We start from the raw sequence: 19883 nt of genomic DNA on the forward strand, positions 1-19883 counted from the left end.
GCATTGATCAGACCATCCCTAGTAGGGCAAACACCCCTCCCGACACTCCGAGAAAGGCATCCAGACCGATCCAGTGCGGCAGAAAGGTCAGTGCTATTCCAGGCAGGAAGACGCCAGCGGCGAACACCGACCACAACACCGCGTTCTTGCCAAAAGCAAAGGCAAAACCCGAGCCGACCATCAAGAGTGAAAAATTTGCAATCCAATGGGCAAGTCCCGCATGCAAGAAGGGACCGGTCACCGAAACTAGCAACGGGTCTAGTGGATGCCACTGCCATGTGGCGCGTCGCACGGCAGATTCTCCCATCCGCTTGCGACCAAATGGTGGTCGCCACGCGCTCCAGGCATCTCCCGGTGCCGGGGGAAAATTTTCATCGAATTTCCAATGCATCGTTTCTTCCATCGATATGGCGCCCGCCAGTGACGACGGGCGCCGGAACCCCACGCTATGGCTATCCGCGGTTACTGCTGATAGTGACCGACCACCAGCATCGCGCCTCCAACAAGCAGACCGAAAGCCGCAGTCGCTGGGCCACCAGCAAACCCGATCGAGATCACCGCGATGCCGCCGGTAGTGAAATCGCTCATGCCACCATCAATCTCTTTCGTTTCTTCCGCAGTCAGTTCGCGCATTTCCATTCCAAGACTCCTGGCAAGATCGGCACAGACCCTCTGCGCCACAGGATTGGGTAATTCCCAATGTCATTCCGCGCTAGCGCCTACAAGCGCCTATGCAAACCAAAATATGCAGCTCAATTAAAAATTCGCTTTCTGAGGCCCCAGATGGGCTCAAAAATCCATTCGATCAAATTACGCTTCTCGCCGAATATGTCCGCGTCCAGCAGCATCCCAGGCTTTAGCGGATCGAGCTTTCCGTCAGTCGATATCTCCTGGTGAGCCAAGGCCACGGTAACTCGGTAATACGGCTCGGACTCTTTTGCGCTACCCGTCAAAGCAGCCAATTCTCCTGGGATCAGCGCGCTGCGACTGATCTCGGTCACCACGCCATGCTGATGACCGAACTTCTGATATGGATAGGCTTGATAGCGCAACAGAACACGGTCGCCCGACGCTACGAAGCCGACTGCGCGACTGGGCACCAATAACACCGCTTCCAGCCTACCCTCCCCTTGGAGGAGGCTCAGCAACGGCTGCCCCGCCTGGATCGCCTGCCCCGGCTTGACCACCTGCGTAGCAATCAAGCCAGCGACCGGCGCGGTCACGACCAACGCGGCACTCGCCTGCGTCTGCACCTGTTCCTGCTCCACAGCTGCGCTGTCGCGCCGATAGTCGGCCTGCACGCTACCGCGCTGACCAGGTAGCATGCGTAATTGCTGTTCGATCTGCGCGGAGGCGCGCCGCATCTCAGTGGACTGCCGCTCAAGAGCCTGCATCTGGCTGTTATATTCCAGGGTACTGGACTCCTGTTGTTTGATTTGCAGCACGCTGACGTACTTGTCGTCCTGTAACTGGCGCCAGCGCTGTAGCACTTCATTGGCTAGGGCGATCTGGCTCCGGCGTATCGCCACCTCGCCGTCAATCTGGACCAGTTCCTGGCGAAGGTTGGTCAATTGCGCTCGCAGACCCTGCTCCTGTGCTTCCAGTTGTTGCAATTGCGCCTGTTCAGCGGATTTCAGACCTTCGCCGCGTTGGCGCAGTTGCCGTTGTAAGGCGGCACCGGTATCACCGCTGGCGAGCGTGGCTCGCGGTACCGTCACGACGCCCAGTATCTTTCCCGCAGCAACGCGCTGCCCTTCGGTGACGTCGAGCCGGGTGAGAACGCCCGTAGCGGGAGCCATCACAGTAGCGAGCCCCCTGGTCGGGACCAGTTGACCAGACACGCTGGATCGATGCGTATAGGTACCCTCGCACAGAAAGATCACTACGGATATCGCGGCGATTCCAGCCACGGTCACGAACAACCACGTCCGCAACGGCTGCACGAGCGAGATTCCACCGAGCCAGCTGGTGCGGCGCGCCTGCAAGACTTCTTTTCGGAATAGCGGCAGGTTCATTTGACCAAACTGTTGGTCGAACGCGTTTGCACGCATGAGTGCGCGCGCAAGGGCATTGCCGACCCGAATCATATCCAACCGCAGGAAGCACAGATCACGGGAAGAAGGCTTACAAAAAATCGATAAACGGCGACCAACCACACGCGACCGCGTCAACTATTGGAAGGCCGACCGTAACTTTCCAGCGGCTGGCCCGCCTCCTGGCTCGCTTCAAAGATACCCTTGCCGCCTTGCCTACCGACCTCGTTGCGATACCAAGAAATATGTAGCAACCCTTCAGACTGAGTGAGGCGCCCCCTACTTCGACAATGGCGGAGTCTTTGTCCATGCGCTCGATTAGGGGCCAGGATGCGACCAGACGCAATGCGCGAGGTGTGCCAGAACCGACACGCGCGAACGGCAATGGTGAGTCAATGTCACATCCGTTTCAGGAAACGCGTACGGACCATGCGTATCAGGGATACGCAGGGCCTGATCGGGATCGCAGACTATTCCAGATAAGCAGAAGCACTTTCCAACAGGGCAATCACTGTCGCCAGGAATGACACCGGTACATGCCGCGACAGCATCAGCATGCGTGACTCAAGGCGTCGGCGCGAATCCGGTATCGTAGGCGACACCGCTTGTCCAGAAATCACACCGCCCACCGCCAGCCACTCAAATCCGACCTGCAGCTCCTGGCTCAACGCACGCAGATTCTCGACGCTGGGGACAAACCCACCGTCGCGCTCCCAATGGGCGATGGTGGCCCGGTGCACACCGAGGCGGGAAGCCAAAACGCCCTGCGATAAACCGAGTGCGATGCGAGCAGACTTGATGCGGCCGGATACTGCGGCCGGATACTGCGGTCGGATCCATGCGGTTGCTGAGGCGGGGGCTGTCCATGCGGCTGTACTTGGGGGGGATGTCTCTCGAATTCTGCGCTTATGGTCGAGCTTGTCAATCTTGTCTGCGCGCGGAGAACGCGCCGGGCATGCCATCGGGCCAAGGCCGAGAGAGGCGTGTTGCGTCCGTGATCGAAAGGCGCTTATCAAGGACCAACGTCCGCGCTGCACGACAATCGCAATACGAAGCGAACTTCGCTTTTGGCTACGCGCCTGTGTCGGTAAAGCATCTCGTCAGGTGATTTATCCGCCCCAGTTCGCTTGCATGCAGCAAGCGCTTTGTTCAGGATCGATAACGCGGTCCTAGCCGCTTGATCCGGTCGCGGGGTCTGCACCGCAATGCGATCGGGCTTGATCTGCTCGATCCAGCCGACACTTCAATAAGGAATTCTCCAAACGTGCTTGCTTCTTTCACTGTGCATCGTGGGCTGCTGACATCGATTGCGATTGTCTGCTTGCTCGGGGCGCTCCCCAAGGCGCGCGCGACAAGCGGGAGTGGGACATCTTTCGAGCCCAGACAACTACAACCAGCGGCGACTAATTCTTCAGCCATCACGGTTGCAGTACAAGCCGGACCACAGGCTCCTTACGCCGCCAAGCCGAACGCCGGCTACAGCGGAGCGCATGCATTGCATTACGCGAGCAACGGCGCAGGTGGGCGGCGCGCGTTGTTCACCACCGATCTGCTGATCGAAACGCAGACAACGCTATCGTGGATGGTCTTGCCGGAAAGTGTCGGCAACGACCATGTGGCATCCACGTATGTCTCGTTGGACCTGGTGCTGGACGACGGTACACGCGTTTCTGCCGGCGCAGCGCGCGATCAACACGGCGTGGCATTGGGTGCGCAGGCGCAAGGCGAGTCGAAGACGCTGTACCCGCAGCAGTGGGCGCGCAAGCAAGTGCGGTTGGGAGATGTGCCCGGGCTGCGTGGGCGGCGTGTGCGTGCGATCGAGCTGGACCTGGCGCCGCCTGCGGGCGCGCGCGCTGCCGGGTGGATCGACGATATCGCTATTGCCGAGGTGCCGCTGGCAACGCCAGGGCGGCCCTCGGATCGGGTGCTGACCACGCGCGGCACGCAATCCAATGGCACGTTTTCGCGCGGCAATAATTTCCCTGCGACGGCCGTGCCGCACGGTTTCAACTTCTGGACGCCGGTCACCGATGCGGGAACGCTGACCTGGCTATATCGCTGGAACGAACACAACGGTGCAGACAATCGTCCGCGTCTGCAGGCGCTGTCGCTCAGCCATCAACCGAGCCCGTGGATGGGCGACCGGCAGACGTTTCAGGTGATGCCCTCGCTCACTGCCGGCGTGCCGGATGCCGATCGCAGCAGGCGTGCACTGGGGTTTTCGCATGACGACGAGCAGGCCCGCCCCTATCGCTACGCCGTGCAACTGGACAACGGCATCCATGCCGAGATCGCGCCGACCGACCACGCCGCGCTGTTTCGTTTTCGCTTCCCGGCGCGGGGCGATGCCAATCTGCTGTTCGACAACGTGGATGCGCGCGGCGGGCTGAAGCTGGATGCGGCGACCCAGACACTGTCCGGTTACACCGACGTGCGCAGCGGTCTGTCGACGGGCGCAACCCGCATGTTCGTCTATGCCAGCTTCGATAGGCCCTGGCACAGCAGCGGCCTGCTGGACACTGGCCGCCCGACCGGCTGGATCAAGTTCGATGCCGGCAGCGCGCGCCAGGTGCAGATGCGCATTGCCACTTCGCTGATGTCGGTGGAGCAGGCCAAGCACAATGCGGAACTGGAGATTGCCGCAGACGCAAGCTTCGAGCAGGTCGCCGCCCGCGCGCAGGATGCCTGGGATGCATTGCTGGGGCGCTTCGAAGTACCCGATGCCACTGCCGACCAGACAACCACGCTGTATTCCAGCCTGTACCGGCTGTACCTGTATCCGAACTCGGCGCATGAAAACGTGGGCACTGCGACTGCGCCGGATTGGCGCTACGCCAGCCAGAACAGCTGGTCGGACGACAATATCGACGGCAGCGCGGTGCGCAGCTTCGCACCGATCCGCGACGGCCGGGTATACGTCAACAACGGGCTATGGGATACGTTTCGCACGGCGTGGCCTGCGTATGCGCTCTTTGCGCCCGATGATGCCGGCGCCCTGGTGCACGGGTTTGTCGAGCAATCGCGGGCGGGCGGCTGGATCGCGCGCTGGTCGTCGCCCGGTTATGCAGACCTGATGGTAGGCACCAGTTCGGATGTGGCGTTTGCTGACGCATGGCGAAAAGGCGTGCAAGGCTTCGACCCGGCCGAGGCCTACGCCGCTGCACTGAAAAACGCCACGGTCGTTGCGCCGGACCGGCATGTCGGTCGCAAGGGCATGGCACGCTCGACCTTCCGCGGCTATACCGATACCGAGACGCATGAAGGCATGTCGTGGTCGATGGAGGGCGCCCTCAACGACTTCGGCATCGCCAACATGGCCGATGCATTGTCCCGCCAGGCCAGCACGGCGCCAGCGCGTGAGCGCTATGCGACCGAGGCGCTGTATTTTCGTCGCCGCGCAGCCGGGTATGCGGCACTGTTCGATCCGGCGGTCGGCTTCTTCCAGGGCCGCAGGCCCGATGGTGCCTGGCGCGTGGACGCGGCGCAGTACGACCCACGCGTGTGGGGCAACGATTACACCGAATCCAGCGGCTGGACGTTCGCATTTACCGCACCGCACGATGGCGAAGGCCTGGCTGCGCTATACGGTGGCCGCGCGGCATTGGCCGCCAAGTTGGACACGTTTTTTTCCACGCCCGAGACTGCCCAAGCGCAGTTTGCAGGCTCGTATGGCAACACCATTCACGAGATGACCGAAGCGCGCGATGTGCGCATGGGCATGTACGCGCACAGCAACCAGACCGCGCACCACATTCCATGGATGTATCTGTATGCCGGGCAACCGTGGAAAACACAGCGCATGACCCGCGAGATTCTGGCGCGCCTGTACCTGGGTAGCGAGATCGGCCAGGGTTACGCCGGCGACGAAGACAATGGCGAGATGTCGGCGTGGTATCTGTTCGCCGCGCTGGGGTTGTATCCATTGCGGATGGGAGCGCCGGAGTATGTGATCGGCTCGCCGCTGTTCAAGCAGGCGCGCGTGCGCTTGCCGGGCGGCGGTACGCTGACGGTCAATGCCCCGCAGAATTCGCCGGAGAATGTGTATGTGCAATCGCTCACGCTCAACGGCAAGCCGTGGCGCAAGACCTGGTTGCCGCATGCGGCGATCGCCAAGGGTGCGACGCTGGACTTCGAGATGGGGCCCAGGCCCTCGCGCTGGGGTAGCGGACCGGACGATGTGCCGCCATCGTTGACCGCGCCAGGCAAGCGCCCTGCCCCGTTCATCGATCTGCTGGGCACCGATGCGCACGTTGCGTTGGCCGACGGTGGCGAGGCACCCGCATTGCACGACGACGATGCGGGCACGGTGGTCGCGGTGTCGCGTGCGCCCAGCATCACCCTGAGTGGACTACAGCGCGGCACGCCGATGCTGTACACCTTGACCAGCGGCAATGCGGCAATCGGCGCCAGTGCGTGGACGCTGGAAGGGCGCAAGGCAGGCGGTGCATGGAAGATCGTCGATCAACGCAGCGACGAGCGGTTTGCCTGGCCGCTGCAGACACGTCCGTTCCGGATAACGGCACCTGGCGCGTATGCGGAATACCGGCTGCGGCTGAAAATGCCTGCGCGCGCCGAGCTGGCAGAAATCGAGTTGCTGGGGGATTGAGCGCAGACGCGATGAAGCTGGACGTCGTCGGCGCGCGTGGGTGGTGGTGGAACCATAAGCGGCGCGCGTTTTTGCCCGCGTTTGGATGGGGGTTTCGGCGTTCGAGATCGATTCGATGCCGAGGGCAGGCCTTACCTTCACCCCAACTTCCGCTGCGCGCCCCGGCCCGCGCTAGGCGCGGGCGCTCCAATGCACGCGCGCCAGTGGCGCGCAAGCCGCACCTTCTTGCCCCAGGGGAGAGGGGCCTTCAAGCGCCGTCGTGCGGCGCTCAGTGCTGCGATCGCGAATGACGGCTTGAAGGCGCGTCAGTCATCGGCTGCTTCCGGCAACCAGCGACCTCAGTCGCTACCCTTGTCGGCGGCCGTTTTTTCCGCATCGCGCTGTCTGCGGATCTGTGCGTCCACCGCGGCGATGGCGGTCATGTTCATCACCCGGCGCGAGGTGGCGCTGGTGGTGAGGATATGCACCGGCTTGGAGATGCCCATCAGGATCGGACCGATCGCCACGCCGTCGGTGAACACGCGCACCAGGTTATAGGCAATGTTGGCCGCTTCCAGGTTCGGCAACACGAACAGGTTGGCACGGCCCTTCAAGGTGCTGTTGGGCATGATCTGCTTGCGTAGCGCCTCGTCCCAGGCGGTGTCGCCCTGCATCTCGCCGTCGATGTTGAGCTCGGGCTTGCGCTTGAGCAGCGCTTCGCGCACCTGGCGCATCTTCAGCGCATCGCGTGAATCGTGGCTGCCGAAGTTGGAATGCGACAACAAGGCGATATTGGGCTCGATGCCGAACAGCTTGAGGCGATACGCCGCCTGCAACGTCGCTTCCACCACCTGCTCGACGGTGGGGTCTTCCTGCACGTGGGTATCCAGGAAGAAGAACACGCCAAGCTGGTTGATCACACCCGTCATCGCCGAGGTCGAGCTGACCCGCGGCTCCAGCGGGATCACGCTGCGCGCATAACCGAGCTTCTTGTGGAAGCGGCCGACCACGCCGGACAGCATGGCGTCGGCTTCGCCGCGCGCCACCATCACCGCCGCGATCAGGGTCGGGCGCGAGCGCATCAGCTCCTTGGCCGCGGTGACGGTCACGCCACGACGCTCGGTGAGTGCGTGGTAGTACTGCCAGTAATCGTTGAAGCGGGGGTCGTCGAGGATGTTGGTGATTTCGAAGTCCACGCCGGCGGTCAGGCGCAGGCCCATGCGTTCGATGCGTGCTTCGATCACGTCCGGGCGGCCGATCAGGATCGGGTAGGCCAGGCCTTCGTCGACCACGTTCTGCACCGCGCGCAGCACCACTTCTTCTTCGCCTTCGGCATATACCACGCGCTGCTTGTCGGCGCGCGCGCGGTCGTACACCGGCTTCATCATCAGGCTGGTGCGGTAGACGAACTGGCCGAGCTTGTCGCGGTAAGCCTCCATGTCGGTGATCGGGCGCGTGGACACGCCCGAATCCATGGCCGCCTGCGCAACCGCAGACGACAGCTCCACCAGCAGGCGCGGGTCGAGCGGACGCGGAATCAGATACTCGGGACCGAAGCTCGGGGTCTCGCCGCCATAGGCCGCGCCCAGGTCGGAGGCCTCGCGCCGCGCCATCGCCGCGATCGCCTTGACGCAGGCGATCTTCATCTCTTCGTTGATCCCGGTGGCGCCCACGTCCAGCGCGCCGCGGAACAGGTAAGGAAAGCACAGCACGTTGTTGATCTGGTTCGGATAATCCGACCGACCGGTGCCGATGATGCAATCCGGGCGCACGGCCTTGGCCGCTTCCGGGGTGATTTCCGGATTGGGGTTGGCCAGCGCGAAGATCACCGGCTGGCGCGCCATGCTGGCGACCATCTCCGGCTTGAGGATGCCGGCGGCCGACAGGCCCAGGAAGATATCGGCGCCTTCGACGATTTCGGCCAGGGTGCGCTTGTCGGTATCGCGGGCGTAGCGCTGCTTGTCCGGATCCAGATCGGTGCGGCCGGTATGGATCACGCCATCGCGGTCCAGCGCCAGGATGTTCTCCGGCTTCAGGCCCAGCGAGACCAGCATGTTGACGCAGGAAATGCCGGCCGCGCCCATGCCGGTGGTGGCCAGCTTGACCTCTTCGATCTTCTTGCCGGTGACCACCAGCGCGTTGAGCACGGCGGCGCCGACGATGATCGCGGTGCCGTGCTGGTCGTCGTGGAACACCGGGATGTTCATGCGCTCGCGCAGCTTGCGCTCGACGATGAAGCATTCCGGCGCCTTGATGTCTTCCAGGTTGATGCCGCCGAAGGTGGGCTCCAGGCTGGCGATGATGTCCACCAGCTTGTCCGGGTCGTTCTCGTTGATTTCGATATCGAACACGTCGATGCCGGCGAACTTCTGGAACAGCACGCCCTTGCCTTCCATAACCGGCTTGGAGGCCAGCGGGCCGATGTTGCCCAGGCCCAGCACCGCGGTGCCGTTGGAGATCACCGCCACCAGATTGCCGCGCGCGGTGAGCTCGCTGGCCTGGGTGGCATCTTCGACGATGGCCTCGCAGGCGAACGCCACGCCCGGCGAATACGCCAGCGACAGATCGCGCTGGGTCAGCATCGGCTTGGTCGCGGTGACCTTGATCTTGCCGGCCGGCTGCTGGCGGTGGTAGTCGAGGGCGGCCTGTTTGAAGTCGTCGGTGGACATCGGTGGTGTGGGTCTCGAAGGCGCAGGAGAACTGAATTCTACCCTCCTGCCTGAACAAGGGCCTGTCGCGCAGCTGTCAGCGCGGCAGGGAGATCGCAGGATGCGGCGTGGCGGGCGGCGCAGCCGGAGTGGAGGCCAAACAAGAACGGCCCTGCATCCCGTCGTTAACACCGACGGAAGACAGGGCCGTAGGAAGCATCAACGCAGGCTGGCAGGTGCCACGCCGGGTTGGCCGACCGGGGCCAGCAGCGGTGGTTCGCCGCCGTCCAGCACCAGCTTGAGCCGGTCGCGGTCCAGGGCGTTTTCCCAGCGCGAAACCACCACGGTGGCCACCGCGTTGCCGATGAAGTTGGTCAGCGAGCGGCATTCGCTCATGAAACGGTCCACGCCCAGAATCAGCGCCATGCCGGCCACCGGCACTTCAGGTACCACCGCCAGCGTGGCGGCCAGGGTGATGAAGCCGGCACCGGTGACGCCGGCCGCTCCCTTGGAACTGAGCATCGCCACGGCCAGCAGTGCGATCTGGTGGCCCAGGGTCAGTTCGGTATTGGTGGCCTGGGCGATGAACAGCGCCGCCAGCGTCATGTAGATATTGGTGCCGTCCAGATTGAACGAGTACCCGGTCGGCACCACCAGCCCCACCACCGACTTCTCGCAACCGGCCTTTTCCATCTTCTCCATCAGCGACGGCAGCGCCGACTCCGACGAGGACGTACCCAGCACCAGCAGCAGCTCGGCCTTCAGGTAGCGGATCAGCTTGAGGACCGAAAACCCGCATAGCCGGCTCACCAGCCCCAGAATCACCAGCACGAACAACAGGGATGTCAGATAAAACGAGCCCACCAGCCAGGCCAGGTTGACCAGCGACTCCACGCCGTACTTGCCGATGGTGAAGGCGATGGCGCCGAAGGCACCGATCGGGGCGGCACGCATCAGGATGTGCACCAGCTTGAACACCGGGGCGATCAGCGCTTCCAGCAGGTTCAGCACCGGCTTGCCGCGCTCTCCCACCAACGCCAGCGACACACCGAACAGCACCGCCACGAACAGCACCTGCAGGATGTTCGGCCCGGTCAGCTTGCCGTTGACGACCTGATCGCCGGTGAATGCGCCGATCAGCGAGTTGGGGATGATGTCCATCAGGAAGCCGACCAGGGTCAGGTCATGCGACTTCTCGACATAGCTCTTGACCGCACTCTGGTCCAGATCGGCCGGATTGATGTTCATGCCGGCGCCGGGCTGCACCACGTGGGCAACGATCAGACCGACCACCAGGGCCAACGTGGAAAAGAACAGGAAGTAGGCCATCGCCTTGCCGAACACCCGGCCCACCGTCTTGAGATGGGTCATGCCGGCGATGCCGGTGACGATGGTCAGGAAGATCACCGGAGCGATGATCATCTTCACCAGCTTGATGAAGGCGTCGCCCAGCGGCTTGAGGCTTTCGGCGAAGGCGGGCTCGAAATGGCCCAGCAGGGCACCGAGGACGATCGCCACCACCACCTGAAAATACAGTTGGCGATAGAAGGGGACGGACGCCGGCAGGGGGCCGGCAGGCTTGCTGATGTGCATGACACCACTCCGAGAGACGAGAGAGGGTGCCGAGCAGGCACCCGTTGCACGCATTCTAGCCGCACGTCACAGCCCCGGCCGATAGCCCATTGGTACTACCCCATGTCCAGCGGCTGAACGTGGGCTTACACTTCAGCCGCGCCGCCGCCGGCCGTTAATTCCGTTTAACGCAGACACGGTTTCTGTGCTGCCGTCGTCCGGATCCTGCGCGCTTGCTGAAGACATTCATTGCGACCGCCATGGCAGGACGCCCGGCCCCTTCTTATTGCCGAAGACCATACCTATGCGCCTCAATCTGCTTGTCCTGGCGTTGGCTGCTGCCATCGTCCCCGCCGCTGCCAATGCAGCCACCTCGATCGAAAACTGGCCGACCAAGTACACCTTCGGTGACGGCACCGAGCTGGGCCTGACCGGCAACTACGCCTACGACGACAACAACTTCTCCGGCGACGACCGCCTGGAAGACCGCAACGACTTCCGCCGCAAGGAATTCGGCGCCACCATCAAGAAGAAGGGCGTCTACGACGCCATGGTGTACTACGACTTCGAGTCCAAGCTGTGGCTGGACGTGTTCTACCGGTTCGAGACCAAGGCCCTGTTCGGCCAGGATTACGGCCGCGTGCGCCTGGGCTACATGAAGGTGCCGGTGGGTCTGGAAGCGGTGCAGAGCTCGCGCGCGGGCAGCTTCATGGAACTGGGCCTGCCGATCCAGGCGGTGTTCCAGGGTCGTCGTACCGGCGCGGAATGGACGCTGGAACGTCAGCAGTACCTGCTGCAGGCCGGCGCTTACGGCGGCAAGGATCTGCAGGGCGACAACCCGGGCACCACCCAGGCCGTGCACGCGGCATGGACCCCGTCGAAGGCCGAAGGCGACGTGCTGCACCTGGGCATCGCCGGCTCGATCGAAAACCCGCGCGGTTACAGCGACGGCCGCGGCGTGTCGTTCAGCCCGCGTGTGCGCCTGCGTGCGCGCCCGGAAGCCGGCCTGACCGATGTGCGCCTGATCGACACCGGCACCATTCTCGATGTGGACCATGTGATCCGCACCGGCCTGGAAGCGGTCTGGATCCATGGCCCGTTCTCGCTGCAGAGCGAAGCCCTGCGTGCCGAAGTGGCACGCAACGCGAACCAGCCGCACTTCATCGCCCAGGGCCAGTACGTCTACGGCACCTGGACGCTGACCGGCGAATCGCGCAGCTATGCCGGCGGCGTGCCGGGCAACATCAAGCCGTCGCACGACTACGGCGCGGTCGAGCTGACCGCCCGCTACAGCCGCCTGAACCTGGAAGACAACAATGTGCATGGCGGCCGCCAGCACGACACCACCATCGGCGCCAACTGGTACCTCACCAGCCACTTCAAGTTCCAGGCCAACTACAGCTGGGTGGATTCCTCGCGCAATGGCGTGCATGAAACCCCGCACGTGATGGAACTGCGTGCGCAGGTGCAGTTCTAAGCCGCACCGAGCAGGGGCAGCGCGCCGGCGATTCGCTCCGGCGCACTGCCGCGCGTCATGGCCACGCGCCGGCTTGCCGACGCGCCGCCGGCATCGCACCGCAACAGGCATTGGACACGGCCGCATCCATCACGGGTGCGGCCGTTGTCGTCTTCGGCGCTTGCCAAGCGTGCGATGAGAGCGGCTGACACACGTCGCGCGCGGTCGCCGGGCAAATGCGGGCGGAGCGCCCGGAACCGTCGTCACGCGTGGCACACGCGATGGCACCGTCTGCCGGCCGCGCCCCCCATCTGGCGATGAGCGCGACCGCTTTTTTGTTAGACATTGCAGGCGGATGGCTGCGCGATCCGGCGACAGACCGCCATACTTGCGGCCATGTATGCATCGCAACGCCGTCGCCTGCTGCTCACCTTGTCCATCGTGCTGGGCGAGATGGTGGTGGCCATGGTCGCGGCCGGGCACTTCGTCGAACAGAGCGCGCTGCACGATGAAAGCGCCACCGTGCGCCGCCAGCTGCGGCTCTACGCGCAGGCGCTGCAGCAGCGCGTGGACCGCTATCGCACGTTGCCGCAGATTCTGGCGCTGGACCCAGAACTGCGCGCGGCCGTGTCCGGCCCGCTGTCGCCGGCCCAGGTGGATGCGCTCAATCGAAAGCTCGAACGCGCCAACAATGTCACCCAGTCGTCCACGCTGACGTTGATCAACCACGACGGCGTGGCCTTGGCCGCCAGCAACTGGCGGGCGCCACGTAGCAACGTGGGCGTGGATTATGCCTTCCGTCCGTATTACCAGCAGGCGCTGGCCACCGGCAGCGGCAGCTTCTACGGCATCGGCATGACCACCAGCGAGCCGGGCTATTTCCTGTCGCAGGCCATTGTCGACGGCGCCGGTCAGGTGCAGGGCGTAGTGGTGATCAAGATCGCCCTGGCTGCACTGGAGCGTGAGTGGCTGCAGACCCCGGATATCGTGCTGGCGTCGGACGCGCACGAGGTGGTGTTTCTGGCCAGCCAGCCGGAATGGCGCTACCGCGTGCTGGCCCCGCTCAGCGACCGCGATCGCCGCGAACTGCAGAGCACCCGCCAGTACGCCGACCAGGAATTGCTGCCGCTGCGGCGCCGGCTGATCGAGCAGACCGGGTACGGCGGCGTGCTGGCCGACGTGCGCGACCCGCCGCTCGGCGCGCAGGTGCTGTGGCAGACCCTGCAAGTGCCCGAAAGCGGCTGGCGCCTGCATCTGCTGCACGACACCCGCGCCAGTGCCGCTGCCGGCCGCGCCGCGGCGATTGCCGCGGCCGGCGCGTGGCTGGCCTTGGCCCTGCTGTGGTTGTTCGTGCAGCAACGGCGGCGGCTGTCGGCGTTGCGCCAGCGCAGCCGGCACGAGCTGGAAACCTTGCTGCAGCAACACGCCGAAGAACTGCGCACCGCACAGGACGGCGTGGTCACCGCTGCGCAGCAGGCCAATGCCGGCCTGAGCCGCAGCCTGGAACATCTGCCGCAAGGCGTGGTGGTGATCGACGAGGCGCTCAATCTGGTGGCGTGGAATTCGCGCTATCTGGAGCTGTTCCGGTTTCCGCCGGAACTGCTCAAGATCGGCCGCCCGATCGAAGACCTGTTCCGCTTCAATGCACGCCGCGGCCTGCTGGGGCCGGGGCCGATCGAGGCGGCGATCGAGCGTCGCCTGAACCACTTGCGCAGCGGCAAGCCGCATATGCGCGAGAGCGAAAAAGAAGACGGCACCGTGCTGGAAATCCGCGGCAACCCGCTGCCCGATGGCGGCTTTGTCACCAGTTACGCCGACATCACCAGCTACAAGAACGCCGCACGCGAACTGCGTTCGCTGGCCGACGCGCTGGAACACCGCGTGGCCGAGCGCACCCGCGACCTGGCGGCGGCCAAGCGCGAAGCCGAAAGCGCCAACCGCTACAAGACTCGCTTCGTCGCCTCGGCGGTGCACGACCTGCTGCAGCCGCTCAACGCCGCGCGCATGTTCGTCTCGGTGCTGCGCGGGCAAGTGCGCGAGGCTGGCAGCGCACGCGTGGTCGACAACATCGACGGTGCGCTGGCGGCGCAGGACGCCATCCTCAACAGCCTGCTCGACATCTCGCGCCTGGAAGCGGGCAGCCTGAAGACCCAGGTGCGCGACTTTGCGCTTGCGCCCTTGCTGGACACCCTGGCGCGCGACTTCGGCATCCTGGCCGAAGACCGCGGGCTGGTGCTGGAATCGGTGCCGACCTCGGCGGTGGTGTTGAGCGATGAAAACCTGCTGCGCCGCATCCTGCAGAACTTTCTCTCCAACGCCATCCGCTACACGCCGCGCGGGCGCGTGCTGATCGGCTGCCGCCGCCGCGGCGGCTGGCTGCGCATCGAAGTGCACGACCAGGGGCCCGGCATTCCCGAAGCCCTGCAACACGAAATCTTCGAGGAATTCCGCCGCCTGGACGACGGCGTGGCCAACGATCGCGGCGCAGGCCTGGGCCTGGCCATCGTCGAGCGCATCGGCCGTCTGCTCGGCCATCGCATCGGGCTGCGTTCCACCCTGGGCGCCGGCAGCGTGTTTTCGGTGACGGTCCCGCTGGGCGATCGCACCGCCATCGCACGGCAACTGCCAGCGCCTGTCGGCACTGCCGAACACGGCAACGACCCCATCCTGCATGGCTGCCGGGTGTGGTGCGTGGATGATGAGCCCTTGGTCTGCGAGGCCACGCGCACGCTGCTGGAACGCTGGGAATGCCGCGTGGATTTTGCCGGCGGCCCGGATGAGGCATTGAGCGCCGCCAATGCCGAGGAGGTACCGGAACTGCTGCTGCTGGATGTGCGCATGGGCGCGCACCACGGCCCCATGCTGCTGTCGCAGTTGGTGGAACGCTGGCAACGCGAGCCACGGGTGATCCTGGTCACCGCAGAACCCGACCCTGTCCTGCGCGAGCATGCGCTGGATCTGGGCTGGGGATTTTTGTCCAAACCGGTCCGCCCACCTGCCCTGCGCGCGCTGGTGACGCAGATGCTGATGCGGCGCGGGTAGCGCGCTGCCGGCGCTGCCTGCGCCCTCTCACGTGCTCACCGCAGCGCACGCACCGAACCGATCGGCGCATCGGCAGGCCACTAGAGCACTGCGGCGACGGCATGGACGGATCGACCTCACGTCAGGCGGCCATGCCAGCCGCCGCTGGCGAATGCGGCGTGCGCGTCGTGGCGAGGTCACTGCACGTCGAGCACTGCAGCCGCGCCGGCCGATGTTCAACGCGCATCAATCGATGAGAAAGCAGCAATTATCAACGTTGACCATCTCGACCAGAATCGAGTGCCTCAGATGTCATACGTCCATGCATACCTATCGTGGAGGGCGATTTATGCAGAGTTCCAGCAGTGAGGCAACGCACCAGTCGAAACTCGGGATGGTGCTGAGGGTGACCTCGGGCAACTTCCTCGAGCAGTTCGACTTCTTCCTGTTCGGTTTTTACGCAACGCAGATCGCCGCGACCTTCTTCCCGGCAAGCAACGAATTTGCGTCCCTGATGATGACCTTCGCCGTGTTTGGCGCGGGGTTTCTGATGCGGCCGCTGGGTGCGGTGATCCTGGGTGCCTACATCGACGATGTCGGGCGCCGCAAGGGCTTGATCGTCACCTTGGCGATCATGGCCAGCGGTACGGTGCTGATCGTGCTGGTGCCGGGCTACGCCAGCATCGGCTTGTGGGCACCGGCCCTGGTGCTGCTTGGCCGCCTGCTGCAGGGCTTTTCGGCCGGCGCCGAAATGGGCGGCGTGTCGGTGTATCTGGCCGAGATGGCGACACCGGGCCGGCGCGGCTTCTACGCCAGTTGGCAATCGGCCAGCCAGCAGCTTGCCATCGTCGCGGCGGCCGCAATCGGGTTTGCGCTCAACCAGCTGATGGCGCCGCAGGACCTGGCGCAGTGGGGCTAGCGGATTCCGTTCGGCATCGGCTGCGTCATCATTCCCTTCATCTTCTTGCTGCGGCGAAGCCTGGAAGAGACTGCAGAATTTGCCCAGCGCCGGCAGCCGGTCACGATGAAGCAGGTGATGCGCGGGCTGGCGAACAATGCCGGCATCGTGATTGCCGGCGGCTTGATGGTCGCGCTGACGACGACCGCGTTCTATCTGATCACCGTCTACGCCCCCACCTTCGGCAAGAGCGTACTCAAACTCAGCACCGGCGATGCGTTGATCGTCACGCTGTTGGTAGGCGTCTCCAATTTCATCTGGCTGCCGATCGGTGGCGCGCTCAGCGACCGCTTCGGCCGCAAGCCGCTGCTGGTGACCATGGCAGTGGTATGCATCGTGACCGCCTATCCGGTGCTCGCGTTCCTCGCGGCCGCACCGAGCTTTACGCATATGTTGCAGGCGCTGCTGTGGCTGTCCTTCATCTACGGCATCTACAACGGCACCATGATTCCGGCGCTCACCGAACGGATGCCGGCGCATGTGCGGGTCGCCGGATTCTCGCTTGCCTACAGCCTGGCGACCGCGGTGTTTGGCGGCTTTACGCCGGTGATGTCCACCTGGCTGATCCATGTCACCGGCGACAAGGCCGCGCCTGGCTACTGGCTGGTCTTCGCGTCGGTGTGCGCGCTGGGGGCCACGCTGTTTCTGTATCGCCGCCAGAGCAATCCCGCGACGGCGACCGGCCTGGATGCCGCGGCAGGAGCGACGAAATGATGCGGAGCATGTGGAAAAAGTGGCTGGGTGCGATCGTTGCAACGGTTCTGCTGTCGACAGCGGCAGGCGCGCAGGAATTGACCGTGATGACCTCCGGCGGTTTCACGGCCGCCTTCGATCGCCTGGCGCCGCAGTACACCAAGCAGACCGGGGTGAAGGTCACCACCCTGCTTGGCCCTTCCATGGGCGAAACGCCGCAAGCCATTCCCAACCGGCTCGCACGCGGCGAGCATGCCGATGTGGTGATCATGGTCGGTAGCGCGCTGCAGACGCTGATCGACGCCGGCGTGGTCGACCCGGCATCGCGGGTGGAGCTGGCCGATTCCAGGATCGGCATGGTGGTGCGCAGCGGTGCACCCAAACCCAAGATCGACAGCGTCGAGCACTTCAGACAGACGCTGCTGCACGCCGATTCGGTGGCCTATTCGGACAGCGCCAGCGGCGTCTATATCGAGACCACGCTGTTCAAGCAGTTGCGGATCCAAGGCCCGATGATGGCCAAGAGCAAGAAGATTCCGCGTCTCCCGGTGGGCACGGTGGTGGCCGATGGCAGCTATCAGCTCGGCTTTCAGCAGGTGGCCGAGCTGCTTCCGCTGGCAGGCGTGGAGTTTGTCGGCAAGATCCCCGAACAGTTGCAGTCGATCACGCGCTACGCCGCCGGTGTTCCGGTCAACGCGCAGCACCCCGACGCGGCCAGGCGCCTGCTTACGTACCTGCAGTCGGGCGAGGCGCAGGCGGTTGCGCGCGTGACTGGCCTGGATCCGGTGTCACCTTGAACGTGCGGGCATCCGTCGCACCAGTTCCGCCAGTTCCAGCGCGGTCGGTGTCAGCGTGCGTCCGCGACGTTTGAGAAGGCCCACGTTGCGCGATACCTCCGGTTCGACCAGCGGCACCGCCGCCAGCACCGGATGCGGGCCGGACGGCATGGCAATGGAAGGCACGGCGGCAATACCGACGCCGGCCTCCACCAACCCCAGCAACGTGGTGACATGGCGGGTCTCGCAGATGCTGGGCTTGTCCGGCGTGAATGCAGAGAGCGCCCGATCCAGCACCAGCCGGTTGCCCGATGTCTTGTCCAGCGTGATGTAGTCGTAACCGTAGGCCTCCTGCCAGCTGACCTGTGCGCGCCCGGATAGCGGATGGTCCTGGCGGCAGGCAATCACATAGCGCTCCTGCAACAACGGTTCGAACTCCACCTCCGGCGCCAGGTTGCCGCTGAAGCTGACCCCGAAATCCGCTTCGCCGGAGGCCACTGCCGCACTGACATGACTGGCGCTGCCGTCGAACAGCCGGATGCGGATCTTCGGAAACAGCTGATGCAGCCCGTGGATCGCCTGCGGCATGAAGTAGTACGCCGCAGACGGCACGCAGGCCACGGTCACCGTGCCCATCCTGCTGGACCCTGCATCGCCGATGTTCATCAGCGCCATATCCAGATCGTCGAGCATGCGCTCGACCTGCGGCATGAATGCCTGGCCGACGGTGGTGAGCGCAACCTTGCGCGTGGTGCGCTCGAACAGCTTGACGTTCAACGCCGACTCGAGCTTGTCGATCCTGCGGCTGAGCGCCGGCTGCGTGATGCGGATGCGTTCGGCAGCGCGGCGAAAGCTGCCGTTCTCGGCGACGGCACGGAATGCCTGCAGATCGTTGAGGTCGAATTTGATGGTCACGGTGCCGCAGCTTCAGTGTTCGATGGCGGTCGCCATAGCATAGACGCTTGCCAGCGGTGCTGCGTCTGACGCCGAAAAGCCGCTGCATTCGGGCGCATTGCCTGCGTTCGAATTGGCAAGAGCCAGCACTGGCATCGAATTCAATGCGACGCCACACCACGCCTCCCCAGACCTTGCCTGTGCGATGGCGCTGCATCGGCCATTCGGACGATCAGGCAAGGATGCCGGATAACCAGGCTCACGCCCTCCCCCCGCGCCGCGGCACAGTGGCTGGCAACACGCACCACGCCATCACTTGGGAGACATCACGCATGCACCAGCCACGCTCACTGGACCACTACCGCCTGCTCGGCCGCTCCGGCCTGCGCGTCTCGCCACTGTCGCTGGGCACCATGACCTTCGGCGAAGCCTGGGGCTGGGGCGCAGATGCAGGCGAAGCCAAGCGCATCTTCGACGCCTATGCCGAGCGCGGCGGCAACTTCATCGACACGGCGGTGAACTACACCAACGGCGGCTCCGAACGCATCCTCGGCGAGTTGATCAAGGACCGACGCGAACGCTTCGTGCTGGCCACCAAATTCACCATGGCACGCGATGCGGACAACATCAATTCCGGCGGCAATCATCGCCTGAACCTGATTCGCTCGGTCCAAACCAGCCTGCGCCAACTTGCCACCGACCGAATCGATCTGCTGTACCTGCACGCCTGGGATTTCACCACCGCGCCCGACGAAGTGATGCGCGGCCTGGAGCATCTGGTGCAATCGGGCAAGGTGCTCTATCTGGGCATCTGCAATACGCCGGCCTGGCGCGTGGCGCAACTGCAGACCCTGGCCGACCTGCGCGGCTGGTCGCCGTTGGTGGCGCTGCAGATCGAGTACAGCCTGGTCGAACGCAGCGTCGAACATGAGCTGCTGCCAATGGCGCGCGAACTCGGCCTGGGCGTGTTGCCGTGGTCGCCGCTGGGCGGTGGCATCCTCACCGGCAAATACAGCCGCGCCGATCTGACCGACGACAATGCGGCAGAGGTGTCGAGCAGCCGCAAGGGGGTGATCGCCTCGACCGGACATCTCAATGCACGCTCGCTGGAGATCGCCGATGTGGTCGGTGCGGTCGCCGATGAACTGGGCGCATCGCGCTCGCAGGTGGCGCTGGCCTGGACCTTGCGCAACCCGGCCGTTGTGTCGCCGGTGATGGGCGCACGCACCTTGGGAAGGTCTGATCAA

General features: G+C 64.4%; 12 protein-coding genes and 1 pseudogene. 6 read left to right on the forward strand and 7 right to left on the reverse strand.

Annotation, left to right across the window (positions count from 1 at the left end; genetic code table 11):
- Window positions 1-7: 7 nt before the first annotated feature.
- The 4 genes from J7367_RS14630 to J7367_RS22460 form a co-directional block, all read right to left on the reverse strand.
- Window positions 8-391 carry a rhomboid family intramembrane serine protease gene (locus tag J7367_RS14630; RefSeq protein WP_244672311.1) on the reverse strand — a complete coding sequence of 128 codons (384 nt, stop codon included), beginning with the start codon at window positions 389-391 and terminating at the stop codon, window positions 8-10.
- A gap of 71 nt (window positions 392-462) precedes the next feature.
- Window positions 463-639 carry a hypothetical protein gene (locus J7367_RS14635; protein WP_158526045.1) on the reverse strand — a complete coding sequence of 59 codons (177 nt, stop codon included), beginning with the start codon at window positions 637-639 and terminating at the stop codon, window positions 463-465.
- 113 nt (window positions 640-752) lie between these two features.
- Window positions 753-2009: an HlyD family efflux transporter periplasmic adaptor subunit gene (locus J7367_RS14640; protein ID WP_081028033.1), complete on the reverse strand. Its 1257-nt coding sequence runs from the start codon at window positions 2007-2009 to the stop codon at window positions 753-755.
- Window positions 2010-2503: 494 nt separating this feature from the next.
- Window positions 2504-2869 carry a helix-turn-helix transcriptional regulator gene (locus J7367_RS22460; RefSeq protein WP_081028032.1) on the reverse strand — a complete coding sequence of 122 codons (366 nt, stop codon included), beginning with the start codon at window positions 2867-2869 and terminating at the stop codon, window positions 2504-2506.
- 428 nt (window positions 2870-3297) lie between these two features.
- On the opposite strand from J7367_RS22460, the gene J7367_RS14650 reads away from it, so the two are divergent.
- A complete protein-coding gene (locus J7367_RS14650) occupies window positions 3298-6639 on the forward strand; it encodes a GH92 family glycosyl hydrolase (RefSeq protein WP_057664272.1) in 3342 nt (1113 codons plus the stop codon).
- A 338-nt stretch (window positions 6640-6977) separates the two neighbouring features.
- Here the strand turns inward: J7367_RS14650 and J7367_RS14655 are convergent, their stop codons facing one another.
- On the reverse strand, window positions 6978-9287 hold the full coding sequence (locus tag J7367_RS14655) for an NADP-dependent malic enzyme (RefSeq protein WP_057664269.1): 2310 nt from the start codon (window positions 9285-9287) through the stop codon (window positions 6978-6980).
- Window positions 9288-9485: 198 nt separating this feature from the next.
- Window positions 9486-10859, reverse strand: a complete 1374-nt coding sequence (locus J7367_RS14660; protein WP_007964504.1) for a dicarboxylate/amino acid:cation symporter — start codon at window positions 10857-10859, stop codon at window positions 9486-9488.
- A gap of 283 nt (window positions 10860-11142) precedes the next feature.
- On the opposite strand from J7367_RS14660, the gene J7367_RS14665 reads away from it, so the two are divergent.
- From J7367_RS14665 to J7367_RS14680, 4 genes and pseudogenes are all read left to right on the forward strand, one after another.
- Window positions 11143-12315, forward strand: a complete 1173-nt coding sequence (locus tag J7367_RS14665) for an OprO/OprP family phosphate-selective porin (RefSeq protein ID WP_007964505.1) — start codon at window positions 11143-11145, stop codon at window positions 12313-12315.
- Between the two features lie 375 nt (window positions 12316-12690).
- Window positions 12691-15336, forward strand: a complete 2646-nt coding sequence (locus tag J7367_RS14670; protein WP_057664266.1) for a PAS-domain containing protein — start codon at window positions 12691-12693, stop codon at window positions 15334-15336.
- A gap of 301 nt (window positions 15337-15637) precedes the next feature.
- Window positions 15638-16987: pseudogene (locus J7367_RS14675) on the forward strand (MFS transporter).
- 8 nt (window positions 16988-16995) lie between these two features.
- On the forward strand, window positions 16996-17763 hold the full coding sequence (locus J7367_RS14680) for a substrate-binding domain-containing protein (RefSeq protein ID WP_057664263.1): 768 nt from the start codon (window positions 16996-16998) through the stop codon (window positions 17761-17763).
- Here J7367_RS14680 and J7367_RS14685 read toward each other — a convergent pair.
- Window positions 17755-18657: a LysR family transcriptional regulator gene (locus J7367_RS14685; protein WP_057664260.1), complete on the reverse strand. Its 903-nt coding sequence runs from the start codon at window positions 18655-18657 to the stop codon at window positions 17755-17757. The genes J7367_RS14680 and J7367_RS14685 overlap by 9 nt on opposite strands.
- A gap of 311 nt (window positions 18658-18968) precedes the next feature.
- Between J7367_RS14685 and J7367_RS14690 the strand changes: the two genes are divergently transcribed.
- On the forward strand, window positions 18969-19883 hold a 915-nt coding region (locus tag J7367_RS14690; RefSeq protein ID WP_209028947.1), incomplete at its 3' end, for an aldo/keto reductase.

Source organism: Xanthomonas sp. D-36-1, from assembly GCF_017746155.1.
In the GTDB taxonomy this organism is placed as follows: Bacteria; Pseudomonadota; Gammaproteobacteria; order Xanthomonadales; family Xanthomonadaceae; genus Xanthomonas; species Xanthomonas cissicola.

What these genes read in the sequence shown, in the direction of transcription:
- J7367_RS14630 (WP_244672311.1), bottom strand. Translation starts at nt 391, where the DNA reads ATGCATTGGAAATTCGATGAAAATTTTCCCCCGGCACCGGGAGATGCC.
- J7367_RS14635 (WP_158526045.1), bottom strand. Translation starts at nt 639, where the DNA reads ATGGAAATGCGCGAACTGACTGCGGAAGAAACGAAAGAGATTGATGGT.
- J7367_RS14655 (WP_057664269.1), bottom strand. Translation starts at nt 9,287, where the DNA reads ATGTCCACCGACGACTTCAAACAGGCCGCCCTCGACTACCACCGCCAG.
- J7367_RS14660 (WP_007964504.1), bottom strand. Translation starts at nt 10,859, where the DNA reads ATGCACATCAGCAAGCCTGCCGGCCCCCTGCCGGCGTCCGTCCCCTTC.
- J7367_RS14665 (WP_007964505.1), top strand. Translation starts at nt 11,143, where the DNA reads ATGCGCCTCAATCTGCTTGTCCTGGCGTTGGCTGCTGCCATCGTCCCC.
- J7367_RS14670 (WP_057664266.1), top strand. Translation starts at nt 12,691, where the DNA reads ATGTATGCATCGCAACGCCGTCGCCTGCTGCTCACCTTGTCCATCGTG.
- J7367_RS14680 (WP_057664263.1), top strand. Translation starts at nt 16,996, where the DNA reads ATGTGGAAAAAGTGGCTGGGTGCGATCGTTGCAACGGTTCTGCTGTCG.